Here is a 25,249-nt window from a genome sequence, read left to right as displayed (position 1 = left end):
AAGGAGCGGTGCGGGCCGCTCTCCCGGGGCCCCCGGTCGAACGGTTGCGCTCGTCGCTCCGGGGGACGCGGCACTGCTGCCGCACCCGCACCCGTGACCGCCCGTCCGACGGTTCGGCGCGTCTCCCCCCGGTGGACGCCGCGTTCCACTGCGCCGGTTCCCCCCGCCCGGCCGCAGCCGTTCGCACGGGTTTCCGACGCCCGGTCAGCGTACCCCGGCTCGCTGCCGACGGGCCGTCAGATGACGATGGCGTGGCCGAAGTCGAGGAGGACCGGAAGCCATGGAGCTGACCAGCCGGACACTGGTGTACGCGCTGGCCGCGGTGGCCGCGGCCGCCCTGCTCGGCACGCTCTGGCTGTGGCCCAGGCTGGCCCGGCAGCGCCTGCTGCCGGTGCTGGCGCGGCTCGGGCTGCTGACCCTCACCCAGGCGTCGGCGCTGGCGGTGCTGCTGCTGTCGGTGAACAACGCGTACGGCTTCTACAGCTCCTGGAACGACCTGCTGCACCCCGGCGGCGCCCCGCTGGCGCTGGTCGCGGCGAAGTCCCCGGGCGCCGCCCCGGAGGCCGGGCGGCTGGTGGTACCGACCGACGAGGGCGGGCTGGAGACCGTCCGGGACGTGCTGCCCGCGGGCACCCCGGAGGAGGTCGGCCGGGTCGACTCGGTGCGGATCACCGGCACCGCCTCCGGCCTGTCCGACCAGGTCTTCGTCTACCTGCCGCCGGAGTACTTCAACCCGCGCTACGCCCGCGAGCGCTTCCCGGTGCTGCTGGCCCTGGCCGGCTACCCGGGCCCGTCGCTGCACCTGGTCGAGGGGCTGCGGCTGCCGCGGACCGCGTCGGAGCTGCAGCGCAGCGGGGAGATGGCGCCGACCGTGATCGTGATGGCCCGCCCCACCGTCGCCCCGCCGCGCAACACCGAGTGCGTGGACGTCCCGGGCGGGCCGCAGGCGGAGACCTGGTTCGCCGCGGACGTCCCGGCGGCGCTGCGCTCGGCGTACCGGGTCAGCCGGTCGGCCGACTCCTGGGGCGTGTTCGGCTACTCCACCGGCGGGTCCTGCGCGCTGCGGCTGGCGATGCGGCACCCGGACGCGTACCGGAACGCGGCCGGGATGCACGCCGACTACACGGTGCCCGACGACCGCTGGACGGACGGCGACCTGTTCCGCGGCGACCGGGCGGCCGCCCAGCAGTCCGACCTGGACTGGCGGCTGAAGAACCTGCCCGCGCCGCGGGCCGACCTGCTGCTGGTCTCCACCGAGGCCGAGGACGACTTCCCGGCCACCCAGCGGTTCCTGGCCGACGCCCGGCAGGTGTCGGCGGCCCACCCGGAGCTGCAGGTCGACTCGGTCTTCCTGCCCGACGGCGGCCACTCCTTCGAGACCTGGCGCCGCGAGCTGCCCGCCACCCTGGAGTGGCTCAGCGACCACCTCGACCCGCCGCCGGACCGCGAACCGCGCGGCTGAGGACGCCGCAGGGGCACCACCCGTACGGGTGGTGCCCCTGCGGCCGGTTGACGGAGCGTCAGTGGCCGATGATCAGGCTCATCGCCTCGTTGCGGGTGGCCGGGTCGCGCAGCTGGCCGCGGACGGCGGAGGTGATGGTCTTCGCCCCGGGCTTGCGGATGCCGCGCATCGACATGCACATGTGCTCGCACTGGATCACCACGATGGCGCCGCGCGGCTCCAGGATCCGCATCAGCGCGTCCGCGACCTGGCTGGTCAGCCGCTCCTGCACCTGCGGGCGGCGGGCGTACACGTCGACCAGCCGGGCCAGCTTGGACAGGCCGGTGATCTTGCCGCTGGTGGAGGGGATGTAGCCGACGTGCGCGACGCCGCGGAACGGGACCAGGTGGTGCTCGCAGGTGGAGTACACCTCGATGTCCTTGACCAGCACCATCTCGTCGTGGCCGAGGTCGAAGGTGGTGGTCAGCACGTCCTCCGGCTCCTGCCACAGGCCGGCGAATATCTCCCGGTAGGCGCGGGCCACCCGGGCCGGGGTCTCCAGCAGGCCCTCGCGCTCCGGGTCCTCCCCGACGGCGATCAGCAGCTCGCGGACGGCGTTCTCGGCCCGCTTCTGGTCGAACTCGCGGACGGGGTGCTCACCGTCGAGCGTCACCGGATCGATCATGCGTGCCTCGCTGCTCGTCAGTCGGGAAAATCTCGGTCAAGAGGGTCGGCGCAGCACGGATGCCGCGCCTCCAGGGTACAAACCCGGGAAACGCGGCATCCATTCCGAACGGATATGCGGTTGCTCAGCTCTCGACCTGGCCGCCGTCGACCGGCGGGAGCTTCACGACGTCCACCGGGTCGACCGGGGCGGCCGCGGCGCCGTTGGTCAGCGCCAGCTCCTTCGGCGACTGCACCGGCGGCCGGGTGGACGGGGTGCGGTGGGCCGAGCCGGTCCACGCCGGACGCGGGGGGCGCTTGATCACCGGAGTGAAGATCTCGGCGATCTGCTCCTTGTTCAGCGTCTCCTTCTCCAGCAGTTCGAGGACCAGGTTGTCGAGCACGTCGCGGTTCTCGACCAGGATCTCCCAGGCGTCGTTGTGCGCCGTCTCGATCAGCTTCTTGACCTCCTCGTCCACCAGCCCGGCGACCTCTTCCGAGTAGTCGCGCTGGTGGGACATCTCGCGGCCGAGGAACGGCTCGGAGTCGGAGGAGCCGAACTTGATCGCGCCCAGGCGCTCGCTCATGCCGTACTGGGTGACCATGGCCCGCGCGGTGGCGGTGGCCTTCTCGATGTCGTTCGAGGCGCCGGTGGTCGGGTCGTGGAAGACCAGCTCCTCCGCCGCCCGGCCGCCCAGCATGTACGAGAGCTGGTCGAGCATCTCGTTGCGGGTGGTCGAGTACTTGTCCTCGTCCGGCAGCACCATCGTGTAGCCCAGGGCGCGGCCCCGGGACAGGATGGTGATCTTGTGCACCGGATCGGAGTAGTTGCAGGCCGCCGCGACCAGGGCGTGGCCGCCCTCGTGGTACGCGGTGATCTTCTTCTCCTTGTCGGACATGATCCGCGAGCGCTTCTGCGGACCGGCCACGACGCGGTCGATCGCCTCGTCCAGCACCTGGTTGTCGATCAGCTTCTTCTCGGAGCGCGCGGTGAGCAGCGCCGCCTCGTTCAGCACGTTCGACAGGTCGGCGCCGGTGAAGCCGGGGGTGCGCTTGGCGACGGCCGAGAGGTCGACGTCCGGCGCGATCGGCTTGCCCTTCTGGTGCACCTTGAGGATGTCCAGCCGGCCCTGGAGGTCCGGGCGGTCGACGGCGATCTGCCGGTCGAAGCGGCCGGGGCGCAGCAGCGCCGGGTCCAGGATGTCGGGGCGGTTGGTGGCGGCGATCAGGATGACGCCGCCCTTGACGTCGAAGCCGTCCATCTCGACCAGCAGCTGGTTGAGGGTCTGCTCGCGCTCGTCGTGGCCGCCGCCGAGGCCCGCACCGCGGTGCCGGCCGACGGCGTCGATCTCGTCGACGAAGATGATCGCCGGGGCGTTGGCCTTGGCCTGCTCGAACAGGTCGCGGACGCGGCTGGCGCCGACGCCGACGAACATCTCGACGAAGTCGGAGCCCGAGATCGAGTAGAACGGCACGCCCGCCTCGCCCGCGACGGCGCGGGCCAGCAGGGTCTTGCCGGTGCCGGGCGGGCCGTACAGCAGCACGCCCTTGGGGATCTTGGCGCCGACGGCCTGGAACTTGGCCGGCTCCTGCAGGAACTCCTTGATCTCGTGGAGCTCCTCGACCGCCTCGTCCGCGCCCGCGACGTCCGCGAAGGTGGTCTTCGGGGTGTCCTTGGTGAGCAGCTTGGCCTTGGACTTGCCGAACTGCATGACCCGGGAGCCGCCGCCCTGCATCTGGTTCATCAGGAACAGGAAGACCAGGACGATGATCACGATCGGCAGCATCGAGAAGAGCAGGCTGACGAAGGTCGACTGCTTCTCGGGGCTGACGGTGTAGCCGTCGGCGATCTGGCCCTGGGCGTACTTGTCCTGGAGCTTGTCGGCCAGGGTGGCGGCCTGCTGGGGACCGGTGTAGGAGGCCTGGAAGCGCGTGCCGGACGGCGACTTGCCGTTCGAGCCCGCCTTCAGCTTCTGGCCGTCCTGCAGCTGGATCTTGATGAGGTTCGAGTCACCGGTGGTGAGCTGCGCCGATTTCACCTGGTTGTTGTCGATGGCGCTGACGATCTGCCCGGTGTCCGCAGTCTTGTAGCCGCTCGAATCCGAGACGAGCTCCATCAACGCGAACACGGCGAGGGCGGCCAGCACGACCCACATGATCGGCGCACGGAAGTATCGCTTGACGTCCATCCATGCGGGGCGTCACCGCCCCGTCCCTCCTGCCAGTTCAACGGGCGCTGCTCGGCTGTGGGGCCTCGGCGCATCCGATATGTGCTCGTAAGACGAGCGTTTGATGGGACCGTACCGCAGCGAACCCCGCTACCGGCGGGATCGCACCACGGTGCGGCCTATTTTCCTACCCCCGCACAACGGGCGGGAACGGCGCCCTGTTCCCGCCCGTCGCCCGAACGGTTCAGCCGCCGCGCTCAGCCGCCGTACACGTGCGGCGCGAGCGTGCCGATGAACGGCAGGTTGCGCAGCTTCTCCGCGTAGTCCAGGCCGTAGCCGACCACGAACTCGTTGGGGATGTCGAAGCCGACGTACTCGACGTCGATCTCCACCTTCGCGGCGTCCGGCTTGCGCAGCAGGGTGCACACCTTCAGCGAGGCCGGGCCGCGCGAACCCAGGTTGCCGAGCAGCCAGGACAGCGTCAGGCCGGAGTCGATGATGTCCTCGACGATCAGCACGTCCTTGCCCGCGATGTCGGTGTCCAGGTCCTTGAGGATCCGGACCACGCCGGAGGACTTGGTGCCCATCCCGTACGAGGAGACCGCCATCCAGTCCATGGTGACCTGGCTGTGCAGCGCCCGGGCCAGGTCCGCCATCACCATGACGGCGCCCTTGAGGACGCCGACCAGCAGGAGGTCCTTCCCGGCGTAGTCCTGGTCGATCCGCGCGGCCAGCTCCACCAGCTTGGCGTCGATCTCGTCCTTGCTGATGAGCACCTTCGCGAGGTCTGCGCCCATGTCGTTCTGGTCCACCGGGGATACGTCCTCAAACGTTCGGGGTCTGGGTTCGGCGGCGGCGGTACGACTGGTTCGTGCTCAGTCGCCCTGCCGCCGAAACACCAGCGTGCCACACCGGCGCACGGCTTCGACGCCCCCGGGTAGGTGCAGCGGGCCCTGGCCGCGCCAGCCGGTGACCAGCAGGTCCACGGTCTCCAGGTGCCGGGCGAACAGGTCGCCGGCCGGGCAGCCCGCGCGCAGCGCCGCCCTGCGCAGCACCCGGCGGCGCACCGCGGGGGGCAGTTCGGCGAGCTTGCCGACGTCCAGGGCGCCGTCCGGGGTGCGCAGGTCGCGCTCGGCCAGGGCGGCCCACTGGTCGAGGGCGTCGGCGTCGTCGCGGAACAGCCGGGCGGTGCGGGCCAGCGCCTCGACCACGCCGCCGCCCAGGTGCTTCTCCAGCACCGGCAGCACCTCGTGCCGGACCCGGGAGCGGGTGTAGGCCGGATCGGCGTTGTGCGGGTCGTCCCAGACCGGGATGGACTGCGCGGTGCAGGCCTGCCGGGTGGCGGCCCGGTCCAGCTCCAGCAGCGGGCGGCGGTAGCGGCCCTTCTGCGCGGGCATCCCGGCCAGCGAGCGGGCGCCGGAGCCGCGGGCCAGGCCCAGCAGCACCGTCTCCGCCTGGTCGTCGCGGGTGTGGCCGAGCAGCACGGCGAGCGCGCCGTGGCGCTCGGCGGCCAGGTCCAGGGCGGCGTAGCGGGCGTCCCGGGCGGCGTTCTCCGGGCCGCCCCCGCGGCCCACCCGGACGGCGACCGCCTCCACCGGGTCGAGCCCGAGCTCGCGCAGCCGGACGGCGACCTGCTCGGCGCGCTCGGCCGAACCGTCCTGCAGGCCGTGGTCGACCGTCACCGCGCCGACCCGCAGGCCGAGCTTGGGGGCCTCGAAGGCGGTGGCGGTGGCCAGCGCCATCGAGTCCGCACCGCCGGAGACCGCCACCAGCACCAGCGGGGAACCGGGCGCCGCGGGCGTGCGGGGCAGGCCGGAGGGGTGCCGGCGGGCGTTGCCGATCAGCGTGCCGGGCACCGTCGCGGTACCGGCCAGCACGGGCACCGGCACGGGCGCGGGCGTGCGCGGGCGGACCTGCCCGCCGGGGACGGCGCCCGCCTCCGCGGCGAGCTCGGCGAGGGTACGGCGGACGGCGAGGCGTATCGCCGCGACAGCGGGGTGTGGGCCCATGGTTGGCACTCCTTGGCGGAGGGGGGTACGTCGGCCGCCTGTCAGCTCTCGGTCACCAGGCGCTCACAGATGGTCGCAGAATCCGGCCACCGCCCACGCCACCCGCGCCAACGGCGGATCCACCGTCCCACGTACGGGTGAATGGAGAAACGTTACGTCTGCCGCCAGGTGTACGACCCGACGGGTTGACGGACCGGTCGCGACCGGACGCGTACCGGTCCCGGAACCGCGCTCAGCCGATCACCCGGGACACCCAGGACGCCGGGTCGTGGACCTCCTCCTTCGTCGGCAGCGTGTTCGGCGAGGTCCACACCCGGTTGAAGCCGTCCATCCCGACCCGGTCCACCACGCCCCGGACGAACACCGCGCCGTCCTGGTACTGCCGCAGCTTGGCGTCCATCCCCAGCAGCCGGCGCAGCGCCAGGTCGAGCCGGCCGCTGCCCCGGTCGCGGCGACGCTGGAACTTCTCCCGGATCTCCGCCACCGAGGGCACCACCGCGGGGCCCACCCCGTCCATCACCACGTCCGCGTGGCCCTCCAGCAGCGACATCACCGCCGTCAACCGGGCCAGGATCTCCCGCTGCGCGGGCGTCTGCACCAGGTCCGTCACGCTGGGCGCGGCCTCCCGGCCCTCCCCGCCCCCGCGGCGGGCACCGGACCGGCCCGGGAGCGGCAGGCCGCCGAACGCCTCGCGCAGCCGCTCCAGGAAGGCCGCCGGGTCGACGTCGGTCTGCGCCAGGAACTCCTGCACCTCGGACTGGATGTGGTCGCGCAGCCACGGCACCGCGGTGAACTGGGTCCGGTGGGTCTCCTCGTGCAGGCACACCCAGAGCCGGAAGTCGTGCGGGGCGACGTCGAGTTCGCGCTCCACCTGGACGATGTTCGGCGCGACCAGCAGCAGCCGCCCCGGCGGCACCGCCAGGCCGCGCCGCGGCTGGTCGAACAGGCCCTCCGGGCTGTCCGGGGCGCTCGGCAGCTCCGCCGGGGCGAAGGTCTCGTACTGGCCCAGCACCTTCGCCGACAGGAAGGCCAGCACCACGCCGACCTCCACCCCCGTCGCCTTCGCCCCCGCCGAACCGGCCGCCGCCGCACCCCCGCCGCCGCCCTGTCGGCGGGCCGCCAGCTTCTCCGTCAACGGCCGCACCACGGTGCGGAAGCCCGCCACGTTCGCCCGCACCCAGCCCGGCCGGTCCACCACCAGCACCGGCGTCCCCGCCACCGCGGTCGACCCCATCCGGGTGTACTCCCGCACGTGCCGCTCCGCCTCCGCGGCGTGCCGCCGCAACTCGGCGACCGCGGCCCGCGCCTCGTCCCGACCGATCCGCGGCCCCGGCCGGGCGAGCCGCGTCGCGGTCGCCACCGCGAGATCCCAGTCGACCATCTCCGCACCGCCGCTCGCGCTCGTCATGCCCTCACCGTACGTGCTCGCCCCCTCCCCGGGGAGGGACCCCGCGCACGGCTACCCACCCCGGACCAGGACATGCGAAACGGCTCCGCCGGGGACGGGGAACAGCCAGGGCACCGGGAACGACAGCCGCACAGAACACGGACCGCCCCCGACGCCCCCGCCCCAACGCCCGCAGAGCCGACCGCTCCACAAGGACCAGCCCCCGCCCCGGGCCACCCCGCAGAAGCGGGCAGCCACAGGACGCCCCGCCCCCGGCCCACCCGCAGGGGCCAGCAGCCGCAGGCGCCCCGACCCAGGGCCGCAGGCCCAGCCGGACCTCGCAGCCCGAAGCCCGACCCCCGGACCGCAGGACCGGCCGCCCGCAGGGGCCAGCAGCCGCAGGCTCGCCCGCCCCGCAGGGGCCAGCCCACGGCCCGGGCCTGCGAACCGTGTTCGCCCACCCCTCCCGGGGCCGCAGGCCCACCGCACCCCGCAGAACGCCCCGCCCCCGGGCCGCGAGCTCGGCCGCCCCGCAGGGGCTAGCAGCCGCAGGCGGCGATCTTGGCGACGATGCGGTCGACGGCGGCGCGGGCGGCGTTGGGGTCGGCGTCGGTGCGGGTCATCAGGGCGAAGGTGAGGACCCGGCCGTCGGCGTCGACCACGGTGCCGGCCAGGGTGTTGACGCCCTGGAGGGTGCCGGTCTTGGCACGGACGATGCCGGCGGCCTCGTTGGCCCCGGACTTGGTGCCGAATCGGTTCACCAGGGTGCCGGAGAAGCCCGCGACGGGGAGGCCGGTGATGACCGGGCGGAGTTCGGGGTGGGCCGGGGCGGCGGCCGCGGCGAGCAGTTCGACCAGGGTGATCGGCGGGATCAGGTTGGCCTTGGCCAGGCCGCTGCCGTCGGTGAGCACCACGCCGTCCAGCGGCACGCCGAGCGCGGCCAGTTCGCCGGTGACGGCCTTCGCCGCGCCCTCGAAGCTGGCGGGCTGCTTCGCGGCGACCGCGGCCTGCCGGGCGACGGCCTCGGCCAGCGTGTTGTCGGAGGTGGTGAGCATCCGCTCGACCAGCCGTCCGATCGTCGGCGACTCCACCCGGGCGATCTCGGCGGCTCCGGCCGCGGGGGCGGCGGCGGCCCGGGCCGGCTTGCCCTGGACGGTGATGCCCTCGGCCCTGAGGAACCCGGCGAAGGAGTCGGCGGCCTGCCCGGCGGGGTCGAACACCCGGGCCGGGGCCTCGTCGGGGGAGCGCGGGTCGATCCGGCCCTCGTCGACCATCAGCGGGGTGACCGCGGCGATGTTCATCGCGTCGTGGTCGTGGTGCAGCAGCGGGCCGGTGTACAGCGAGGTGTCGTAGGAGAGCGTGACGCCGGTGGTGCCGGCGGCCTTGAGCGCGGTGGCGGTGCGGTGGGCCAGTTCGGCCATCGAGGCGGGGGCGCTGTCCCGGTCGACGGGGGCGCCGCCGATCCGGACCTGGTCGGCGGGCAGGGCGGTCAGGGTGGGGTCGCCGCCGCCGACCAGGGTGATCTCGCCGGGGGCGCCGCGGACCACGGTGGTGGCGATCCGGTGCTCGGCGGGCAGCAGGGCGAGCGCGGCGACGGCGGTGGCGAGCTTGGTGGTGGAGGCGGGCGTGGCCGGGACCTTCTCCTGCGAGCCGAACAGGAACTCGCCGGTGGCGGCGTCGGCGACGGCGAAGTTCAGGGTGCCCAACGCCTTGTCCTGGACGGTGCCGCCGAGCGCGGTGCGCAGTCCGCCGCCGGTCGGCGCCTTGCTGTCGGCGGCGTCCCCCGCGGCCAGCACCGGCCCCCTGACCGGCACCGCCCGGTGCCGGTCGCCGCGGCGCTGCTGCCCGCCGTCGCCGCGGTCGCCGCCCTGCCGGTCCCCGTCCCCGTCTCCGTCCCGGTCCCGGTCCCCCTGCTGGTCGCGGCCGTCGTCGGCCCGCCTGCTGTGCCCCGGGTCCGGCGAGGGCTGTGCGAGGGCCGGGTCCGCGAACGTCGTCCCGGTCGCCAGCACCACCCCCAGCGCAGCCGCCAGCGCGGCTCTGCGTCCGCGTCCCGCCCCTGTCCCTGATCTCACCGACCGGCCCCTTTCCTGAGCACACCCCGCCGTAGGAGACACTTGGATTCTGTCAGTCCCAACCCTTGGAGGAACCGTTGGAGTTCGACGTCCTGATCGAGATCCCGAAGGGCTCGCGCAACAAGTACGAGGTCGACCATGAGACCGGCCGGCTCCGCCTGGACCGCATGCTCTTCACCTCGACCCGCTACCCGGCCGACTACGGCTACGTCGAGGGCACCCTCGCGGACGACGGCGACCCGCTGGACGCACTGGTCATCCTGGAGGAGCCGACCTTCCCCGGCTGCCTGATCAAGTGCCGCGCCATCGGCATGTTCCACATGACGGACGAGGCGGGCGGCGACGACAAGCTGCTCTGCGTCCCGGCGACCGACCCGCGCTGGTCGCACCTGCAGGACCTGCAGGACGTGTCGGAGTTCGACCGCCTGGAGATCCAGCACTTCTTCGAGGTCTACAAGGACCTGGAGCCGGGCAAGTCCGTCCAGGGCGCCGACTGGGTCGGCCGGGCCGAGGCCGAGGCCGAGATCGAGGCCTCGATCAAGCGCCTGCAGGAGCAGGGCGGCCACTGAGCCGTGCCGCCCTGCGGGGCGCCCTGCCGCACCCGTGCGAGGGGCGGGAGTCCGGTCGGACTCCCGCCCCTCGCGCGTCCCGGGGGTCCGGGCTCAGGCGCCGTCGTTGTCGTCGAGCCGGAAGCCGACCTTCAGGCCGACCTGGTAGTGCTCGACCTCGCCGTCCTTGATGTGGCCGCGGACCTGCACCACCTCGAACCAGTCCAGGTTGCGCAGCGTCCGGTTGGCGCGGGCGATGCCGTTGCGGATCGCGGCGTCCACGCCCTCGTGCGAGGACCCGACGATCTCGGTGACCCGGTAGGTGTGGTCGGTCATGGCGGTCTCTCCCTGGTGCGGCGGCGGGTGGCTCCCCCGCCGTCCACCGTGCACCGAAGTGCCGCCGCGGGCATCCCAGGGTCGGCCGACAGGACGTCGGGCCGCCGGGCCGCCGGGCCGTCAGAAGGCCGCGCGGACCTCGCCGACCACGGTGCCGCCGCCGTGCAGCGGGGCGGCCGCGATCCGGTCCAGCACCGGGTCCGCGACGCCCAGGCGGCGCAGCGCGGCGGCCAGCACCGGGCCGCGGGCGCGCTCGGCGCCGTCCTCGACCTTGAAGGCGAGGGCCCGGCCGTCGGGCAGCGCCACCACCTGGACGGCCTCGGCGCCCATCTTGGAGAGCGCGCCGGGCACCGCCCGCATCAGCCAGGTGTCGGCCCGGCGGGTGCCGGCCACGTACTCGGGGTGGGCGCGCATCGCGTCGGCGACCCGGCGCTGCTCGGTGCCCGGGTCGGCCAGCAGCAGGGCGCGGTAGCCGCGGGCCAGGCCGGTGAGCGAGACGGCCAGCAGCGGGGCGCCGCAGCCGTCGGTGCCCAGGTGGGCGGCGCGCTCGCCGACGGCCTCCTCCAGGGCGGCGCGGGCCAGCTGCTGGATCGGGTGGGCCGGGTCGAGGTAGCCCTCCAAGCTCCAGCCGTTGGCGGCCGAGGCGGCCAGCCAGGCGGCGTGCTTGCCGGAGCAGTCCATCAGGATCGGGGCGCGCTCCCCGCCGGAGCGGAGCAGCTCCTCGGCCTCCACCTCGTCCAGCGGGAGGTCGGCGGGCAGCCGCAGGGCGGCCTCGGTGAGGCCCGCGTCGGCGAGGACCTTGCGCACCGCGGCGCGGTGGAAGGGCTCGGCGGAGTGGCTGGAGGCGGCCAGCGCGAGCTGTTCGCCGCGCAGGTCGAGTCCGGCCCGCAGGGTGGCGACCGCCTGGAAGGGCTTGGCGGTGGAGCGCGGGTAGACCGGTAGTTCGGGGGTGCCGAGCGCGTACTCGACGGCGCCGTCGGCGTCGAGCAGGACCAGCGAACCGCGGTGGCGGCCCTCGGTGAAGCCGGAGCGTATGACCTCGGCGAGGGCGGGCAGAGCGGACTGCGACACGGGTGGGTCTCCAGGGGCGGGGCGGTGAGGGTGAGGGTGGGCCCCGGCCGCGTCCGCCCCGCTCAGCGCTCGCTGAGCAGGTCGTCGACCCGGGCCTCCCCCTCACGGTACCTGCGGGTGATCTCGGCCCCGCAGTCGTCCGCGGTGCGCTGCAGGGCCTGGCGGCGGCCGGAGACCTCGCGCTGGTGCTCGTCCAGGCGCTCGACGGCGGCCAGCAGCTCGGCGGTGGCGTGCGCGGCCAGGTCGGCCAGCTGGACGTCGCCCATCAGGGCGTCGGCCTCCTGCTGGTAGCGCTCGCCGCGCGGCGGGCCGAGGGTGACGTGCCGGGCCGGGCGGCGGGTCGCGGAGGGGGCGTCGGCGAGGATGGCCGGGAGCCGGTCCAGCAGGGCGCAGGGGGGCTCGTCGGCGGCCTGCTGCGGGATGATCTCCCGGCGCTGCAGTTCGGCCCGGAGGATGTCCATCCGGCCGTGCAGCAGGCGGCGCAGGTAGGACAGGTCGGCCTCCTGCTCCAGCGCGTCCCGGCGGAGCACCCGCAGTTCCTCCAGGGCCAGGCCGGCCAGGCCCTCGTCGACCGCGCTCACGTCCATCAATCCGACCACCTGCCGTAGTACCAGTGCCCGCCGGTAGCACGGGCCGCCCGCCACCCAGGGTTCCCCCCGGCGGGCGGTGCCACTCGTGCGGGTGACGCGGTTCGCCGGGACGGCGGACGCCCCCGCGGGGCCCGGAAGGCCCCGGGCCGTCGGACAGCGTGCCACCCCGGGCCCCGGCGCCGCACGCCCGAGTACCCGAACGGCCCCCTGGCGAACACCCCTGGCTAGTACGAAGAATCCGCGCCACGGGTTCACCTGCACGGATCGGGGCGCAGCACGCGCGACCCCGGCGTGCGACCGGAGGCCGCGCGCCCCCCGCGGAGCGGGCCCGGCACAATGGGCGGCATGCGAGCAGTGGTGCAGCGGGTCGCCGGGGCGGCCGTGACGGTGGACGGCGAGACGGTCGGCGCGATCGAGGGGCCGGGCCTGTGCGTCCTGGTCGGCGCCACCCACGAGGACACCCCCGCGCAGGCCGCCCAACTGGCCCGCAAGCTCTGGACGCTGCGGCTGTTCCCGGGCAGCCCCGAGCTCTCCTGCTCGGAGCTGGGCGCCCCGCTGCTGGTGATCAGCCAGTTCACCCTCTACGGCGACGCCCGCAAGGGCCGCCGCCCCACCTGGAACGCCGCCGCGCCCGGCCCGGTCGCCGAGCCGCTGGTGGACGCGGTGGTGGCCGAACTGCGGGCGCTGGGCGCGAAGGTGGAGACCGGGCGGTTCGGCGCCGACATGAAGGTGTCGCTGGTGAACGACGGGCCGTTCACCGTCCTGCTGGAGGTCTGAGCCCTCTACACCCCCTGTGAGCCGAAGGGCGCGCCGGTGCCGAAAGCGACGAGCGACTAGCGACCGACGGAGGAGGGAGTGCCGGAGCGAGGAGTGTCGGCGCCGGGTCGGAGCGCCCGGAGGCGAGCGAGGACAGTCAGACGATCATGTCTTGGGTGCCGGGGACGCCGTCGGCCAGCAGCACCGCGTCCACCGGGGTGTTGCGCTTGACCAGGGCCAGCGCGACCGGGCCCAGCTCGTGGTGCCGGGCCGAGGAGGTGACGAAGCCGACCGGGCGGTCCTGGCCCGCGACCCGGACCTCGGTGCCGTGCGCGGGCAGCTTCTCCTCGGTGCCGTCCAGGTGCAGGAAGACCAGGCGGCGCGGCGGGCGGCCCAGGTTGTGCACCCGGGCGACCGTCTCCTGGCCGCGGTAGCAGCCCTTCTGCAGGTGCACGGCGCTGCCCAGCCAGTCCACCTCGTGCGGGATGGTGCGGTGGTCGGTCTCGAAGCCGAGCCGCGGCCGGTGCCCCTCGATCCGCAGCGCCTCGTACGCCCAGACGCCCGCCGCCGGGCCGAACTCCTCGGCGGCCGCGGCGAGTTCGGCGCGCGGCAGGAACAGGTCGCGGCCCCAGGGGAGTTCGCGCACCGCGGCGGCCCTCCCGACCGGGGCGGTGGAGCCCGCGGGCAGGAACACCACGGCGTACTGCTCGGTGGCGTCGGCGACCTCGACCCGGTTCCAGAACTTCATCGACTCCAGGTACGCCACCAGCGCGGGGGCGCCGCCCGGCTCGACGTGGATCCAGGTGGTCTCCCCGTCGTCGACCAGGTAGAGCGCGTGCTCCACGTGCCCGTTCGGGGAGAGCACCAGCGCCTCGGTGGCCTGCTGCGGCGGCAGGTCGCTGACGTGCTGGGTGAGCAGCAGGTGCAGCCAGCTCAGCCGGTCCGGGCCGGTCACGGTGATCACGCCGCGGTGCGACAGGTCCGTGAAGCCGCGACCGGCGGCCAGCGCGCGCTGCTCGCGGAACAGGTCGCCGTAGTGGGCGGCGACCCCCTCGTCGGGACCTTCGGCCGGGACGGCGCCGGGCAGGGCAAGCAGCGGGCTCTTCATACCCGCCAGCTTACGACTGCCCGTTCTCCAGCTTGGCGGTGCAGTCGGCGCAGCGCCCGAAGATGGCGAAGTGCTTGAGGTCGGTGTCGAAGCCGTGCTCGGTGCGCAGGCTGTCGATCAGCGGGGCGGCGATCGCGGTGTCGGTCTCGGTGACCTTGTCGCAGTCCCGGCAGACCAGGTGCAGGTGGGTGTGCCGGCCCGCCAGGTGGTACGTGGGGGCGCCGTGGCCGAGGTGCGCGTGCGAGACCAGGCCGAGCTCCTCCAGCAGCTCCAGCGTGCGGTACACGGTGGAGATGTTGACGCCGCTGGCCGTCCTGCGGACCTGGCAGAGGATCTCGTCCGGGGTCGCGTGGTCGAGCACGTCGACGGCCTCCAGCACCAGCTGGCGCTGCGGGGTCAGCCGGTAGCCGCGCTCGCGCAGGTCGGCCTTCCAGTCGGTGGTCTCGCTGTTCGCCACGTGTGTCCCTGCCCGGTGAGAGGTCGTGCCGACAAGTGTAGGGACCGACCGGACGGTCGGCCCCTACTCCGTGCGTGCCGGGCGGATCAGCGGAAGAACGCGATGCCGTCGTCCGGCAGGTCGTTGACGTCCTTGATCAGCTGCGCCGGGTTGAGCACCTTCTTCAACTGGGCCGACATGTACGGCCGCAGCGGCACCTCGGGGGCGGCCTTCTCGCCGACCCAGAGCAGCTCGTCCTTGACCAGGCCGTACAGCCGCTTGCCGCCGCTGTAGGGGGCCGCGCCCTCGATCCGGGCGACCGCGTCGGTGGCCAGGTCGATCTGCGGCTTGCCGTCGTGCAGCTTGCCGTACCAGATCTCCACGGTGCCGTCGTCGCGGACCGAGGAGACCTCGATCTCGCGCTCGCCGCTGGTGCCGTGCTGGTTGCTGGTGACCCGCCAGAAGGCGTGCTCGTTCTCCAGCGCGCGGACCTTCTCCCCCTGCTCGTCCAGCACCCAGGTGCGGGAGCGGAACTCCAGGAAGGGACGGCCGTCGTGCCGGAAGACGATCTCCTGGCCGAAGTTGCACTTCTCGGAACCCGGGAAGTCGTGGACGCCCGCGCCCTCCCAGGTGCCGAGGAGGAAGGCGAGCGGGACGACGTCGCGGTGGAGGTCGGAAGGAATCTCGATCATGGTCCTGGCTGGTGTCGTCGGACGGTTACCGGGTCAACCGTACGGCAGTCGTCAGCGCTGGCCCTGGTAGAGCTTCATGACGGAGAAGACGGCGAACCAGGTGATCAGCACGGCCATCAGAGCCAGCAGGCTGTCGAAGAAGATCTCAAGACCGGACACGGTGCGCTCCCAGGGGCGGGTTCGACGGACTGTGGTACGGCGCGAGTCTATCCGGCGCCCCTCGCGCCCGTAGTCTCTGGGGCATGTCGAAGAAGCTGGTCATCAAGGTCACCGCCGGGGCGGACGCGCCGGAACGCTGCTCGCAGGCCTTCACGGTCGCCTCGGTCGCCGTCGCCAGCGGCGTGCCGGTCTCGCTCTGGCTGACCGGGGAGTCCGCCTGGTTCGCCCTGCCGGGGAAGGCCGCCGGGTTCGAGCTGCCGCACTCGGCGCCGCTGCCGGACCTGCTGGAGGCCGTCCTGGCGGGCGGGAGCGTCACGCTGTGCACCCAGTGCGCGGCGCGCCGGGACATCGCGCAGGCCGACGTGATCGAGGGCGTGCGGATCGCCGGGGCGCAGGTGTTCCTGTCCGAGGTGATGGCGGACGACGCCAGGGCGCTGGTCTACTGACGCCGGGGGTCGTCGTCCGGGGGCTCGCGGTCCGGCCGGTCCCGGTCGTGGCCGCGCTGCTCCCAGCGGGGGTCGTCCCAGCGCGGGTCGTTCCACCAGTCGTCGTCCCGGTCGCGCCTGTTGGCGAGGACGGCGGCCACCGGCGGGATCACCATCGCGACCGCGCACATGCCGATGGCGGCGCCGACCGACCAGAAGCGCACCACGCCCCAAGCCAGTACGAACAGCGCCAGGCAGACGCCCATCATCACGAAGTAGCGCACGTGCCGCCGGTGTGCCTGCACCCCTCCAGGGTAAGCCGAGGGGCCCGGCCGCCAGAAGGCGTCCGGGCCCCTCGTCACGCTGTCACGCTGCCGCCGCGGTCGTCAGACCGCGATCGCGACCTCGGTGAACTCGCCCTGGGTGGCGACCACCTGGCGGTCCACGGTGGCGCCGGGCACCAGGGCCCGCAGCGTCCACTTGCCCGGGCGGGCGAAGAACCGGAACTGCCCGGTCGCCGAGGTCGGGACCTCGGCCGTGAACTCGCCGTTCTCGTCGAGGAGCCGCACGTAGCCGTTGACCGGCTCGTCGTTGCGGGTCACCGAACCCTGGATGATCGTCTCGTTGGCCACGTCAACTCCTGCCAGGTCCGGGCCGCCGGCCTTCGCACCGCACATGTCTGTTTCCCTCTTCCTTGCTGTTGCGCGAGCCGGGGCTCAGTTGCCGAGCTCGATCGGCACGCCGACCAGGCTGCCGTACTCGGTCCACGAACCGTCGTAGTTCTTGACGTTCTCCTGGCCGAGCAGCTCGTGCAGCACGAACCAGGTGAGCGCGGAGCGCTCGCCGATCCGGCAGTACGCGATGGTGTCGGTCGCCAGGTCGACGCCCTCGGCCTCGTACAGGGCCTTGAGCTCGTCGTCGCTCTTGAAGGTGCCGTCGTCGTTGGCGTTCTTCGCCCACGGGATGTTCCTGGCGGACGGGACGTGGCCCGGACGCTGCGACTGCTCCTGCGGGAGGTGGGCCGGGGCGAGCAGCTTGCCGGAGAACTCGTCGGGCGAGCGGACGTCGACCAGGTTCAGGGTGCCGATCGCGTTGACCACGTCGTCGCGGAAGGCGCGGATCGAGGAGTCGGCCGGCTGCGCGGTGTACTGGGTGGCGGCCCGCTCGGGCTGCTCGACGACCAGCTCGCGGGAGTCGAGCTCCCACTTCTTGCGGCCGCCGTCCAGCAGGCGGACGTCGCCGTGGCCGTACAGCTTGAAGTACCAGTAGGCGTAGGACGCGAACCAGTTGTTGTTGCCGCCGTAGAGCACCACGGTGTCGTCGTTGGCGATGCCCTTGGCGGACAGCAGCGCCTCGAAGCCGGCCTGGTCGATGAAGTCGCGGCGGACCGGGTCCTGGAGGTCCTTCTTCCAGTCGATCCGGACCGCGTTGCGGATGTGGTTCTTGTCGTAGGCGGCGGTGTCTTCGTCGACCTCGACGATGACGACCTTCGGGTCGTCCAGGTGGTCCTGGACCCAATCGGCGTCGACCAGGACGTCGCTGCGGCTCATGTGGGTTTCTCCATCCGGGGGCGGTTGGCGGAAGGGCTGCTGGGAGTGCTCCGGACCGCACGCGTCCGCACACCTGTCCGCATGCTGGGACGGGGGTGGGTGCGGCTTCGGCCGGGGTGAATCAGAAGTGTGTGCTCGTCGCTCCGGGCGCACCGGTGCCCATGGCTACCGGTTCGCGGCCTCGGAGCGGGGCTGACGCGCCGGGACTGCGGGACGTGACCGCAGAATCAGCGCATTCGACACAGGCAGCTCGACACGCGGCAGTGGTCTACCGCCCGCCGCTTCGTGAGGTCCGCCTGTCGCTTCATGACGACGATGCTAGGGAAGCGGTGGGGGTGCTGTCACCATTGTGTCGAATAATGAGACCGGAACATCCGAATCCTGGGATTTACCGGTTTTCGCTCGCGCGGGGATCGACCCGGCCCCGGTGCGGGGACCGGGCGAACGGGCGTTCCGGGACGTTCCGGCGGCCGCGCTGGACAGCGCGTCTCGCCCAGCGGACGGACCGCGGCGGGCCCGCGCAGTCCTAGTGGCCGAGCGTGGTGCCGGGGGCGAGGGTGAAGCGCAGCCGGACGCCGTCCGGTTCGGGGGTGGCCTCGGAGAGCGAGAGACCGGTCGGCAGGCCGGTCAGGGCGAACCGCCGGGGCTTCAGCAGGTCTCCGACCACGGGCTTCAACTTGGCGGCCAGGCCGCCCAGTTCGAAGCCGTCCACGACGACCTCGTTGCCCTCGCTGCGCAGCTTCCCCTCGACCGTGGCGCCGAGCACCGAGGTCTTCACCTTGCCCGGGCCCGCGTACTCCAGGACGATCTGCCCGCCCGCCGCGCCCGCCACGAACTTCGACAGGTCCTGGTAGGAGATGACGCCCTGGCCGTCGCCGCGCCCGACCGTGACGCCGCGGTAGGAGTCGGTGAACTTCACGTCGGACATGTTCGCCTTGAAGGAGTGCACCGTCACGGTCTCCTTCCCGTCCGTCACGGTCATCCCGTCCGAGCTCATCACGACCTTGTCCAGCTCGCCGGAGAGCGCGCTGGTCAGGAACGGGAAGTCGTCGATCTCGACGTCCGGCCGGCTGGTCATCCAGCCGGAGGAGACGGCCGCGTCCGCCGCCTGGTCCTCCGCGACCCCGACGGCGATCCGGTCGGCGCCGACCAGCAGGCCGCCCACCACGCCGAGACCGATCAGCAGCTTCACCGAGCCGTGCATCGCACTCCCCCTGAGACGTTCGAGCCGGAGACCGTTCGAAGGCGAACGGAATCCGTTCCACGGACATAGGGACGATCGCACGGGTGACCCAGTTCCGGAACGGCCGCCGGGGAAACCGCGATCAGCCTCCGGCGAACGGCGGCAGCACCTCCACCGTCCACCCCTCGGACAGCGCCGGCCCGGCGTGCTCCCGGCCGCCCACCTGCTCGCCGTCCAGCAGGAACGAGCACGCCTCCAGCAGCCGCAGCAGCTCCGGCCGGTCGGCGTGCGCGGCGCGCACCGCCGCCAGCGCGTCCGCCAGCGTCGCCGCCTCGAACGACTGCTCGGCCCGGCCGGCCGCGGACTTGGCGGCGGCCCAGTAGCGGACGGTCCCGCTCACCCGGGCGGGTGATCCGGGGGCGGTGCGGTTCTCGGTGGTCGCGCTCACGGCAAAGCCTCTCGACGGTCATCGCCCGGTACGGCGGCCGGCCCGGTGCCGGCGGCCCACCCGCTGGTCGGGGTACACGTACGGTGCGGCCGGTGCGGCCCCCATCATCGCCCGCACCCCCCGCCCGCGGGCAAGCACCCCGGCCCGCGCCGCCCCCGCGGCGGCGTCCGGGCCGCCGACCGGAGCGCGGCCCGGCCCCGTGCGCCCCGCTCGCGCCTCTCCCCAGGCCGGGGCGGGTCGGCTATCCTCGATCCAATGAGGGATCCGGGCAGAGTCGCCCCCGGGTCCTTTTGTGCTTTCAGGACGCCATGCGGACGTTCTTGCGAACGGTGCACCCACCCGCACCCGCCGCCGGGACGCCCCCGCCGCCGGCCGCACGACGAGGTGCGCAACCGGCGGGACGGACCGGAGGGCACGCCGATGGACGAGGCACCAGCGGGACGCCAGGGGTTGCGGGACCCCGGGGCGAGCCACCGCCGCCGCGTCCACCGACGCGCCCGCCGACCCGTCGGCGCTCCCCCACCCCGTACTGCGGCCGACGTTCCCCGGCGGCCGTGACCGCGACGACCCGGAAAGGGGACTAACCGGGTATGAGTTCACTGCTCCTGCTGACCAACGCCCTGCAACCCTCCGCCGAGGTGCTGCCCGCCCTCGGGCTGCTGCTGCACAGCGTCCGGGTGGCCCCCGCCGAGGGGTCCGCCCTGGTCGACACCCCGAGCGCCGACGTGATCCTGGTCGACGGCCGGCGCGACCTGCCGCAGATCCGCAGCCTGTGCCAGCTGCTGCGCTCCACCGGCATCGGCAGCCCGCTGATCCTGGTGGTCACCGAGGGCGGCCTCGCCGCCGTCACCGCCGACTGGGGCGTCGACGACGTGCTGCTCGACACCGCCGGACCGGCCGAGGTCGAGGCCCGGCTGCGGCTCGCCCTCGGGCGGCTAAACGCGGCCACCGACGACAGCCCGATGGAGATCCGCAACGGCGACCTCTCGGTCGACGAGGCCACCTACTCCGCCAAGCTCAAGGGCCGAGTCCTCGACCTCACCTTCAAGGAGTTCGAGCTGCTCAAGTACCTGGCGCAGCACCCCGGCCGGGTCTTCACCCGGGCCCAGCTGCTCCAGGAGGTGTGGGGCTACGACTACTTCGGCGGCACCCGCACCGTGGACGTCCACGTCCGCCGGCTGCGCGCCAAACTCGGCGTCGAGAACGAGCAGTTGATCGGCACCGTGCGCAACGTCGGCTACCGCTTCGTGGTGCCCGAGCGCCCCGACAAGGGCGCCGACCGCTCCGAGCAGAGCCGCAGCGGCGCGGCGCAGGAGCGCTGACGGAGGGCCGGGCGGGCCGCACTGCGCAGCACTCGCCCGGCCCCGCGGGAACGACCCCGGGAACGCGCCCGGAACGTCCGCGGAGCGCCCGCGGAACGCCCGCGGAAGATCCGCGGGAACGCCTCCGGGAGCGCCCGCGGGAACACTCGCCCGGCTTTGCCCGGATCGGTCCGGAAACGGCCGTCCCACCAGGTGTCACCCCGGGCCGGAGCACCGAACGACCCGCGTAGACTCCCCCCGTGGCCAAGGTGACGCGCGACGACGTAGCCCGACTGGCTGGCACCTCGACCGCGGTCGTCAGCTATGTGATCAACAACGGTCCCCGGCCGGTCGCCCCGGCCACCCGGGAGAAGGTGCTCGCCGCGATCGAGCAGCTCGGGTACCGACCCAACTCGGTCGCCCAGGCGATGGCCTCCCGGCGCACCAACCTGATCGGCATGGTCGTCCCCGACGCCCGGCAGCCGTTCTTCGCCGAGATGGCGCACGCCGTGGAACGCGCCGCCTCCGAGCGCGGCAAGCTCGTGCTGATCGGCAACTCCGACTACGTGGACGACCGCGAGGTGCACTACGTCCGCGCCTTCCTCGGCATGCGGGTCTCCGGCCTGATCCTGGTCAGCCAGGGCCCCTCGCAGCGCGCCGCCGAGGAGTTCGCCGCCATGGAGGGAGCCAAGGTGGTGCTGCTGCACCGCCGCCCCGAGGCGATCGACGACGTCGCCGTGGTCACCGACGACATCGGCGGCTCCGAACTGATCGTCCGCCACCTCCTCGAGGTGCACGGCCACCCGTACGTGGCCTGCTTCGGCGGCCCGGTCGAGTCCCCCGCCCCCGGCGACCCGGTCATCGACCACGTGGCCGGCTGGGAGCTCGCGATGGCCGCGCACGGCCTGCCCACCGAACCGCACCTGATCGACGCGCCGTTCCACCGCTACGGCGCCTACCAGGTCGCGCTGGAGCTGCTCGGCTCCGACCGGCGGCCGCCCGCGCTCTTCTGCTCCACCGACGACCAGGCGATCGGCGTGCTCCGGGCCGCCCAGGAACTCGGCCTGCGCGTCCCCGAGGACCTCGCGGTGGTCGGCTTCGACGACATCCCCGAGGCGGCCTTCGCCTCCCCGCCGCTGACCACCGTCGCCTCCGACCGGGACGCGATGGCCCGGGCCGCCGTCGACCTGGTCCTCGACGACTCGCTGATGGTGCCCGGCAGCGACACCGAGCGCGTCCGCAAGTTCCCGTCGCGCCTGGTGGTGCGGCGTTCCTGCGGCTGCGGGGGCGACCCGGCCTGACCAGGCTTTATGAGAAGCTGACGCGCTTCTCGGGGAACCTCTAGCACGCTCTCATCCGGTCTTCATGAAACGGGCGGAGCTTGGTCGTCATGAGCGACCAGCACCGCAGCCCCCACGAGCCCCACCCCCAGGACGGCGGCGCGGGCCGGCTCCCGCCGCAGCCGCCCGCCGCCCCCGCGTACCCGCCGCACCCCGGCACCCCGTACCAGGGCGCCCCCTACCAGGAGGCCGCCTACCCGGCGCTGCCGCCCGCCGACGCGGGCGACCCGGCGCTGCTGCCCGCGACCCCCGGCCCCGCCGACGGCCTCTCCGACGGCCCCGCCGACCAGCAGCCGCCCGCCGGGCACCGCGCCCGCCGCGGCCTGCTGCGCGGCCGCCTCGCCCTGGCCACCGCCGTCGCCGCGGTCGCCGCCCTGGTCGGCGGCGTCACCGGCGGCGCGCTGGCCCACGAGCACACCGGCTCCACCAGCGCGAGCAGCACCCTGGTGCGCCCCGTCTCCGCCAACGCCGACGGCAGCGCGAACGTCTCGGCGATCGCCGCCGCGGTCTCCCCCGCCGTCGTGCAGATCACCGTCAAGACCTCCGGCGGCACCGCCACCGGCACCGGCGTGGTGCTCACCGAGGACGGCCGGATCCTCACCAACTACCACGTCGTCTCCGGCGCGGTCAGCGGCGGCGGCCAGGCCACCGTCACCTTCCAGGACGGCTCCACCGCCCCCGCGACCGTCACCGGCACCGACAAGTCCCTGGACACCGCCGTCATCACCGCCTCCGGCGTCAGCGGCCTCACCACCGCCGTCCTCGGCGACTCCGACGGCGTCGCCGTCGGCGACTCGGTCGTCGCCATCGGCAACCCCGAGGGCCTCACCGGCACCGTCACCTCCGGCATCGTCTCCGCCAAGGACCGCAAGGTCTCCGTCCAGGTCGACGAGAGCACCACCAGCAACAACGGCGGCTTCGGCTTCCCGGAGCTGCCCGGCCAGCGCGGCTCCTCGGGCTCCGGGTCCTCGTCCGGGAACTCCGCCGACACCGCCACCTACCAGGCCCTGCAGACCGACGCCGCGCTCAACCCCGGCAACTCGGGCGGCCCGCTGATCAACGCCGCCGGGCAGGTCATCGGCCTCAACTCGGCCATGTACTCCGCCTCCGGCTCCAGCTCCACCGGCAGCTCCGACGCGGGCAGCGTCGGCCTCGGCTTCGCCATCCCGATCAACAGCGTCAAGCAGGTCCTGTCCCAGATGCAGGCCGGCAAGACCCTCTGACAACCGCCCGTTCCGCCGCACCCGGCGGACAATGGCCAGGACCGCACCGGACTCAGAAAGGGCCCGCGCCGATGACTCCCCCCGCCGACGACCGCACTCCCGCCGAGGCCCCGGGCGGCGGCGCCCGCGTCCTCGTGGTCGACGACGAGCCCGCGCTGCGCGACGCGCTGGAATCCAGCCTCGCCTTCGAGGGCTACCAGGTCACCACCGCCACCGACGGCTACGAGGCCCTGACCGCCGTCGAGCGCGACCACCCCGACCTGGTGCTGCTGGACATCATGATGCCCCGGATGGACGGCCTCACCGCCGTCCGCCGGATGCGCTCCCGCGGCGACACCGTGCCCGTCCTGATGCTCACCGCCCGCGACGCCGTCGGCGACCGCGTCACCGGCCTCGACGTCGGCGCCGACGACTACCTCGCCAAGCCCTTCGAGCTCGACGAACTCCTCGCCCGCGTCCGCGCCCTGCTGCGCCGCAACGCGCTCGCCGCCGAGGCCGCCGCCCGCACCGCCGCCGACGAGGACGGCGGCGAGGTGCTCGCCTTCGCCGACCTGCGGATGAACACCGCAACCCGCGAGGTCACCCGCGACGGCCGGCCCATCGAGCTGACCCGCACCGAGTTCATGCTACTGGAGATGTTCCTCTCCCACCCGCGCCAGGTCCTGACCCGCGAACAGATCCTCAAGGCCGTCTGGGGCTTCGACTTCGAGCCCTCCTCCAACTCCCTCGACGTCTACGTCATGTACCTGCGCCGCAAGACCGAGCAGCACGGCATGCCCCGCGTCATCCAGACCGTCCGCGGTGTCGGCTACGCGCTGCGCGCCGCGACCGGCGCCGCGGCATGAGACTCGTCGGCCGGCTCACGGGGTGGTTCCGCGGCAGGTCGCTGCGGAGCAGGCTGGCCGTGCTCACGGCCGCCGCGGTGGCGGTGGCGATCGCGGTGGTGTCGGTGGCCAGTTGGCTGCTGGTGCGCGAGAAGCTCTACCAGGAGGTGCACGAGAGCCTCTCCACGGCCGTCCAGGAGGGCCCCGGCCTCAGCCGCAACCAGATCCTGTACTGCGGCAAGACCCCCGAGGAGGCCCTGGCCGCGGTGCCCTCGGCGCCCGCCGACGGCCACTTCGGCCCGCCGAAGTACGACTTCCAGTTCGTGACGTCCGACGGCACCGTGTGCTTCCCGATCGGCGCCACCAAGGCGCTGGAGGTGAAGTCGAGCGACCTGCCGAGCGGCACGTCGGGCAGCACGGGCGTCACCTACCGCGAGGGCAGCTACCTCAACGGCGACTCGGCGCTGATCCGCCGCACCGGCGCCAGCGTCCAGTACCCCACCGGGGAGCGGCAGCCCGCGACGCTGCTGACCGCGCTGCCCACCGACGGCGTGCAGGACTCGCTCAAGAGCCTCGCCCTGCTGATGGCCGGGGTGGCCGGGCTGGGCGTGATCGGGGCGGGCGTCACCGGGCGGCTGATCGCCCGTTCCGCGCTGAAGCCCGTCGACCAGCTGACCGGCCTGGTCGAGCACATCGCCCGCACCGAGGAGGTCGGCACCACCATCCCCGTCAACGGGCAGGACGAGATCGCCCGGCTCTCCACCTCGTTCAACTCGATGTCGACCGCGCTCGCCAACTCCCGGGAGCGGCAGACCCGGCTGATCGCCGACGCGGGCCACGAGCTGCGCACGCCGCTCACCTCGCTGCGCACCAACGTCGACCTGCTGATCCGCTCGGACGCGCAGGGGCGGGCGCTGCCGCCGCAGACGCGGGCGCGGATGCTGGGGAACATGAAGGCGCAGATGCAGGAGCTGACGCTGCTGATCGGCGACCTGCTGCAGCTGTCCCGGCCGGACACGCCGAACCCGGAGGCGGTGCGGACGGTGGTGCCGTTCCACGAGACGGTGGGACGGGCGCTGGAGCGGGGGCGGCTGCGCGGCCCCTCGCTGGTGTTCGACACGGACGTGCGGCCCTGGTACGTGCACGGGGACCCGGCGGCGCTGGAGCGGGCGGTGGTCAACCTGCTGGACAACGCGGTGAAGTACTCGCCGCCCGCGGGGACGATCGACGTCCGGTTGCAGGGCGGCCGGTTGACGGTCCGGGACCGCGGGCCGGGCATCCCGGCGGAGGAACTCCCGTACGTCTTCGACCGGTTCTGGCGTTCGCCGTCCTCGCGGCAGCTGCCGGGTTCGGGCCTGGGCCTGTCGATCGTGGCGCAGACCGTGCGGGACACCGGCGGGCAGGTCTCGCTGGGCCCGGCCCCGGACGGCGGGGCGGGGACGCAGGCGGTGATCGTGCTGCCCGGGCAGCCGGAGGAGCCGCGCTGAGGACGCGCGGGAGGGCGGGACACCGGGGTGCC

26 protein-coding genes are annotated in these 25,249 nt (G+C 73.5%); 9 read left to right on the top strand and 17 right to left on the bottom strand.

The window, feature by feature from the left end:
* The first annotated feature begins 280 nt into the window (after positions 1–280).
* A complete protein-coding gene (locus tag OO57_RS02165; RefSeq protein ID WP_051776398.1) occupies positions 281–1,462 on the top strand; it encodes an alpha/beta hydrolase in 1,182 nt (393 codons plus the stop codon).
* Between the two features lie 58 nt (positions 1,463–1,520).
* Here OO57_RS02165 and folE read toward each other — a convergent pair whose 3' ends face one another.
* The 6 genes from folE to dacB form a co-directional block, all read right to left on the bottom strand.
* Positions 1,521–2,126: a GTP cyclohydrolase I FolE gene (gene folE, locus OO57_RS02160; RefSeq protein WP_033250507.1), complete on the bottom strand. Its 606-nt coding sequence runs from the start codon at positions 2,124–2,126 to the stop codon at positions 1,521–1,523.
* Between the two features lie 124 nt (positions 2,127–2,250).
* A complete protein-coding gene (gene ftsH / locus OO57_RS02155) occupies positions 2,251–4,293 on the bottom strand; it encodes an ATP-dependent zinc metalloprotease FtsH (RefSeq protein WP_033250506.1) in 2,043 nt (680 codons plus the stop codon).
* A gap of 236 nt (positions 4,294–4,529) precedes the next feature.
* Positions 4,530–5,069, bottom strand: a complete 540-nt coding sequence (hpt, locus tag OO57_RS02150; protein WP_033217699.1) for a hypoxanthine phosphoribosyltransferase — start codon at positions 5,067–5,069, stop codon at positions 4,530–4,532.
* 78 nt (positions 5,070–5,147) lie between these two features.
* Positions 5,148–6,281 (bottom strand): tRNA lysidine(34) synthetase TilS, encoded by a 1,134-nt coding sequence (gene tilS / locus OO57_RS02145; RefSeq protein ID WP_033250505.1) that lies wholly within the window; start codon positions 6,279–6,281, stop codon positions 5,148–5,150.
* A gap of 232 nt (positions 6,282–6,513) precedes the next feature.
* Positions 6,514–7,689 carry a zinc-dependent metalloprotease gene (locus OO57_RS02140; RefSeq protein WP_033250504.1) on the bottom strand — a complete coding sequence of 392 codons (1,176 nt, stop codon included), beginning with the start codon at positions 7,687–7,689 and terminating at the stop codon, positions 6,514–6,516.
* Positions 7,690–8,207: 518 nt separating this feature from the next.
* On the bottom strand, positions 8,208–9,677 hold the full coding sequence (gene dacB, locus OO57_RS02135) for a D-alanyl-D-alanine carboxypeptidase/D-alanyl-D-alanine-endopeptidase (RefSeq protein ID WP_158714999.1): 1,470 nt from the start codon (positions 9,675–9,677) through the stop codon (positions 8,208–8,210).
* Between the two features lie 140 nt (positions 9,678–9,817).
* Here dacB and OO57_RS02130 point away from each other — a divergent pair, with 140 nt between their 5' ends.
* Positions 9,818–10,309 (top strand): inorganic diphosphatase, encoded by a 492-nt coding sequence (locus OO57_RS02130; RefSeq protein ID WP_033217614.1) that lies wholly within the window; start codon positions 9,818–9,820, stop codon positions 10,307–10,309.
* Positions 10,310–10,402: 93 nt separating this feature from the next.
* On the opposite strand, the gene OO57_RS02125 is transcribed toward OO57_RS02130, so the two are convergent.
* From OO57_RS02125 to OO57_RS02115, 3 genes are all read right to left on the bottom strand, one after another.
* Complete coding sequence (locus OO57_RS02125; RefSeq protein ID WP_033250502.1) at positions 10,403–10,624, bottom strand: dodecin; 222 nt, start codon at positions 10,622–10,624, stop codon at positions 10,403–10,405.
* Between the two features lie 120 nt (positions 10,625–10,744).
* Positions 10,745–11,695 carry an asparaginase gene (locus tag OO57_RS02120; RefSeq protein WP_033250501.1) on the bottom strand — a complete coding sequence of 317 codons (951 nt, stop codon included), beginning with the start codon at positions 11,693–11,695 and terminating at the stop codon, positions 10,745–10,747.
* A 62-nt stretch (positions 11,696–11,757) separates the two neighbouring features.
* Complete coding sequence (locus OO57_RS02115) at positions 11,758–12,282, bottom strand: hypothetical protein (RefSeq protein ID WP_033250500.1); 525 nt, start codon at positions 12,280–12,282, stop codon at positions 11,758–11,760.
* Positions 12,283–12,630: 348 nt separating this feature from the next.
* On the opposite strand from OO57_RS02115, the gene dtd reads away from it, so the two are divergent.
* Positions 12,631–13,062: a D-aminoacyl-tRNA deacylase gene (dtd, locus tag OO57_RS02110; protein ID WP_033250580.1), complete on the top strand. Its 432-nt coding sequence runs from the start codon at positions 12,631–12,633 to the stop codon at positions 13,060–13,062.
* A gap of 136 nt (positions 13,063–13,198) precedes the next feature.
* Here dtd and OO57_RS02105 read toward each other — a convergent pair whose 3' ends face one another.
* The 3 genes from OO57_RS02105 to OO57_RS02095 form a co-directional block, all read right to left on the bottom strand.
* On the bottom strand, positions 13,199–14,149 hold the full coding sequence (locus OO57_RS02105; protein WP_033250499.1) for a YgfZ/GcvT domain-containing protein: 951 nt from the start codon (positions 14,147–14,149) through the stop codon (positions 13,199–13,201).
* A gap of 10 nt (positions 14,150–14,159) precedes the next feature.
* Positions 14,160–14,606, bottom strand: coding sequence for a Fur family transcriptional regulator (locus tag OO57_RS02100; RefSeq protein WP_033250498.1), 447 nt, complete (start codon positions 14,604–14,606; stop codon positions 14,160–14,162).
* An 86-nt stretch (positions 14,607–14,692) separates the two neighbouring features.
* Complete coding sequence (locus tag OO57_RS02095) at positions 14,693–15,277, bottom strand: FABP family protein (protein ID WP_033250497.1); 585 nt, start codon at positions 15,275–15,277, stop codon at positions 14,693–14,695.
* Between the two features lie 242 nt (positions 15,278–15,519).
* On the opposite strand from OO57_RS02095, the gene OO57_RS02090 reads away from it, so the two are divergent.
* Complete coding sequence (locus tag OO57_RS02090; protein WP_033250496.1) at positions 15,520–15,882, top strand: DsrE family protein; 363 nt, start codon at positions 15,520–15,522, stop codon at positions 15,880–15,882.
* Here the strand turns inward: OO57_RS02090 and OO57_RS02085 are convergent.
* From OO57_RS02085 to OO57_RS02065, 5 genes are all read right to left on the bottom strand, one after another.
* A complete protein-coding gene (locus tag OO57_RS02085) occupies positions 15,876–16,166 on the bottom strand; it encodes a DUF3099 domain-containing protein (protein ID WP_033250495.1) in 291 nt (96 codons plus the stop codon). The genes OO57_RS02090 and OO57_RS02085 overlap by 7 nt on opposite strands.
* An 81-nt stretch (positions 16,167–16,247) precedes the next feature.
* A complete protein-coding gene (locus OO57_RS02080; RefSeq protein WP_014137449.1) occupies positions 16,248–16,538 on the bottom strand; it encodes a DUF1416 domain-containing protein in 291 nt (96 codons plus the stop codon).
* A 39-nt stretch (positions 16,539–16,577) separates the two neighbouring features.
* On the bottom strand, positions 16,578–17,411 hold the full coding sequence (locus OO57_RS02075; RefSeq protein ID WP_033250494.1) for a sulfurtransferase: 834 nt from the start codon (positions 17,409–17,411) through the stop codon (positions 16,578–16,580).
* Positions 17,412–17,937: 526 nt separating this feature from the next.
* Positions 17,938–18,615: a DUF2993 domain-containing protein gene (locus OO57_RS02070; protein ID WP_033250493.1), complete on the bottom strand. Its 678-nt coding sequence runs from the start codon at positions 18,613–18,615 to the stop codon at positions 17,938–17,940.
* A gap of 121 nt (positions 18,616–18,736) precedes the next feature.
* Positions 18,737–19,042, bottom strand: a complete 306-nt coding sequence (locus tag OO57_RS02065; RefSeq protein ID WP_081973405.1) for a MoaD/ThiS family protein — start codon at positions 19,040–19,042, stop codon at positions 18,737–18,739.
* Between the two features lie 590 nt (positions 19,043–19,632).
* On the opposite strand from OO57_RS02065, the gene OO57_RS02060 reads away from it, so the two are divergent.
* From OO57_RS02060 to OO57_RS02040, 5 genes are all read left to right on the top strand, one after another.
* On the top strand, positions 19,633–20,364 hold the full coding sequence (locus OO57_RS02060) for a response regulator transcription factor (RefSeq protein WP_033250492.1): 732 nt from the start codon (positions 19,633–19,635) through the stop codon (positions 20,362–20,364).
* 239 nt (positions 20,365–20,603) lie between these two features.
* Complete coding sequence (locus OO57_RS02055; protein ID WP_033250491.1) at positions 20,604–21,644, top strand: LacI family DNA-binding transcriptional regulator; 1,041 nt, start codon at positions 20,604–20,606, stop codon at positions 21,642–21,644.
* An 89-nt stretch (positions 21,645–21,733) separates the two neighbouring features.
* Positions 21,734–22,906: a S1C family serine protease gene (locus tag OO57_RS02050; protein ID WP_234337183.1), complete on the top strand. Its 1,173-nt coding sequence runs from the start codon at positions 21,734–21,736 to the stop codon at positions 22,904–22,906.
* Between the two features lie 71 nt (positions 22,907–22,977).
* Positions 22,978–23,751, top strand: coding sequence for a response regulator transcription factor (locus tag OO57_RS02045; RefSeq protein ID WP_033250489.1), 774 nt, complete (start codon positions 22,978–22,980; stop codon positions 23,749–23,751).
* Positions 23,748–25,217 (top strand): sensor histidine kinase, encoded by a 1,470-nt coding sequence (locus OO57_RS02040; protein WP_033250488.1) that lies wholly within the window; start codon positions 23,748–23,750, stop codon positions 25,215–25,217. Before OO57_RS02045 ends, OO57_RS02040 begins: the two co-directional genes overlap by 4 nt.
* The last annotated feature ends 32 nt before the right edge of the window (positions 25,218–25,249 follow it).

This window comes from Kitasatospora phosalacinea, assembly GCF_000717185.1.
GTDB classification, from domain to species: Bacteria; Actinomycetota; Actinomycetes; order Streptomycetales; family Streptomycetaceae; genus Kitasatospora; species Kitasatospora phosalacinea_A.
This window is presented reverse-complemented; position numbering and strand designations above follow the sequence as displayed.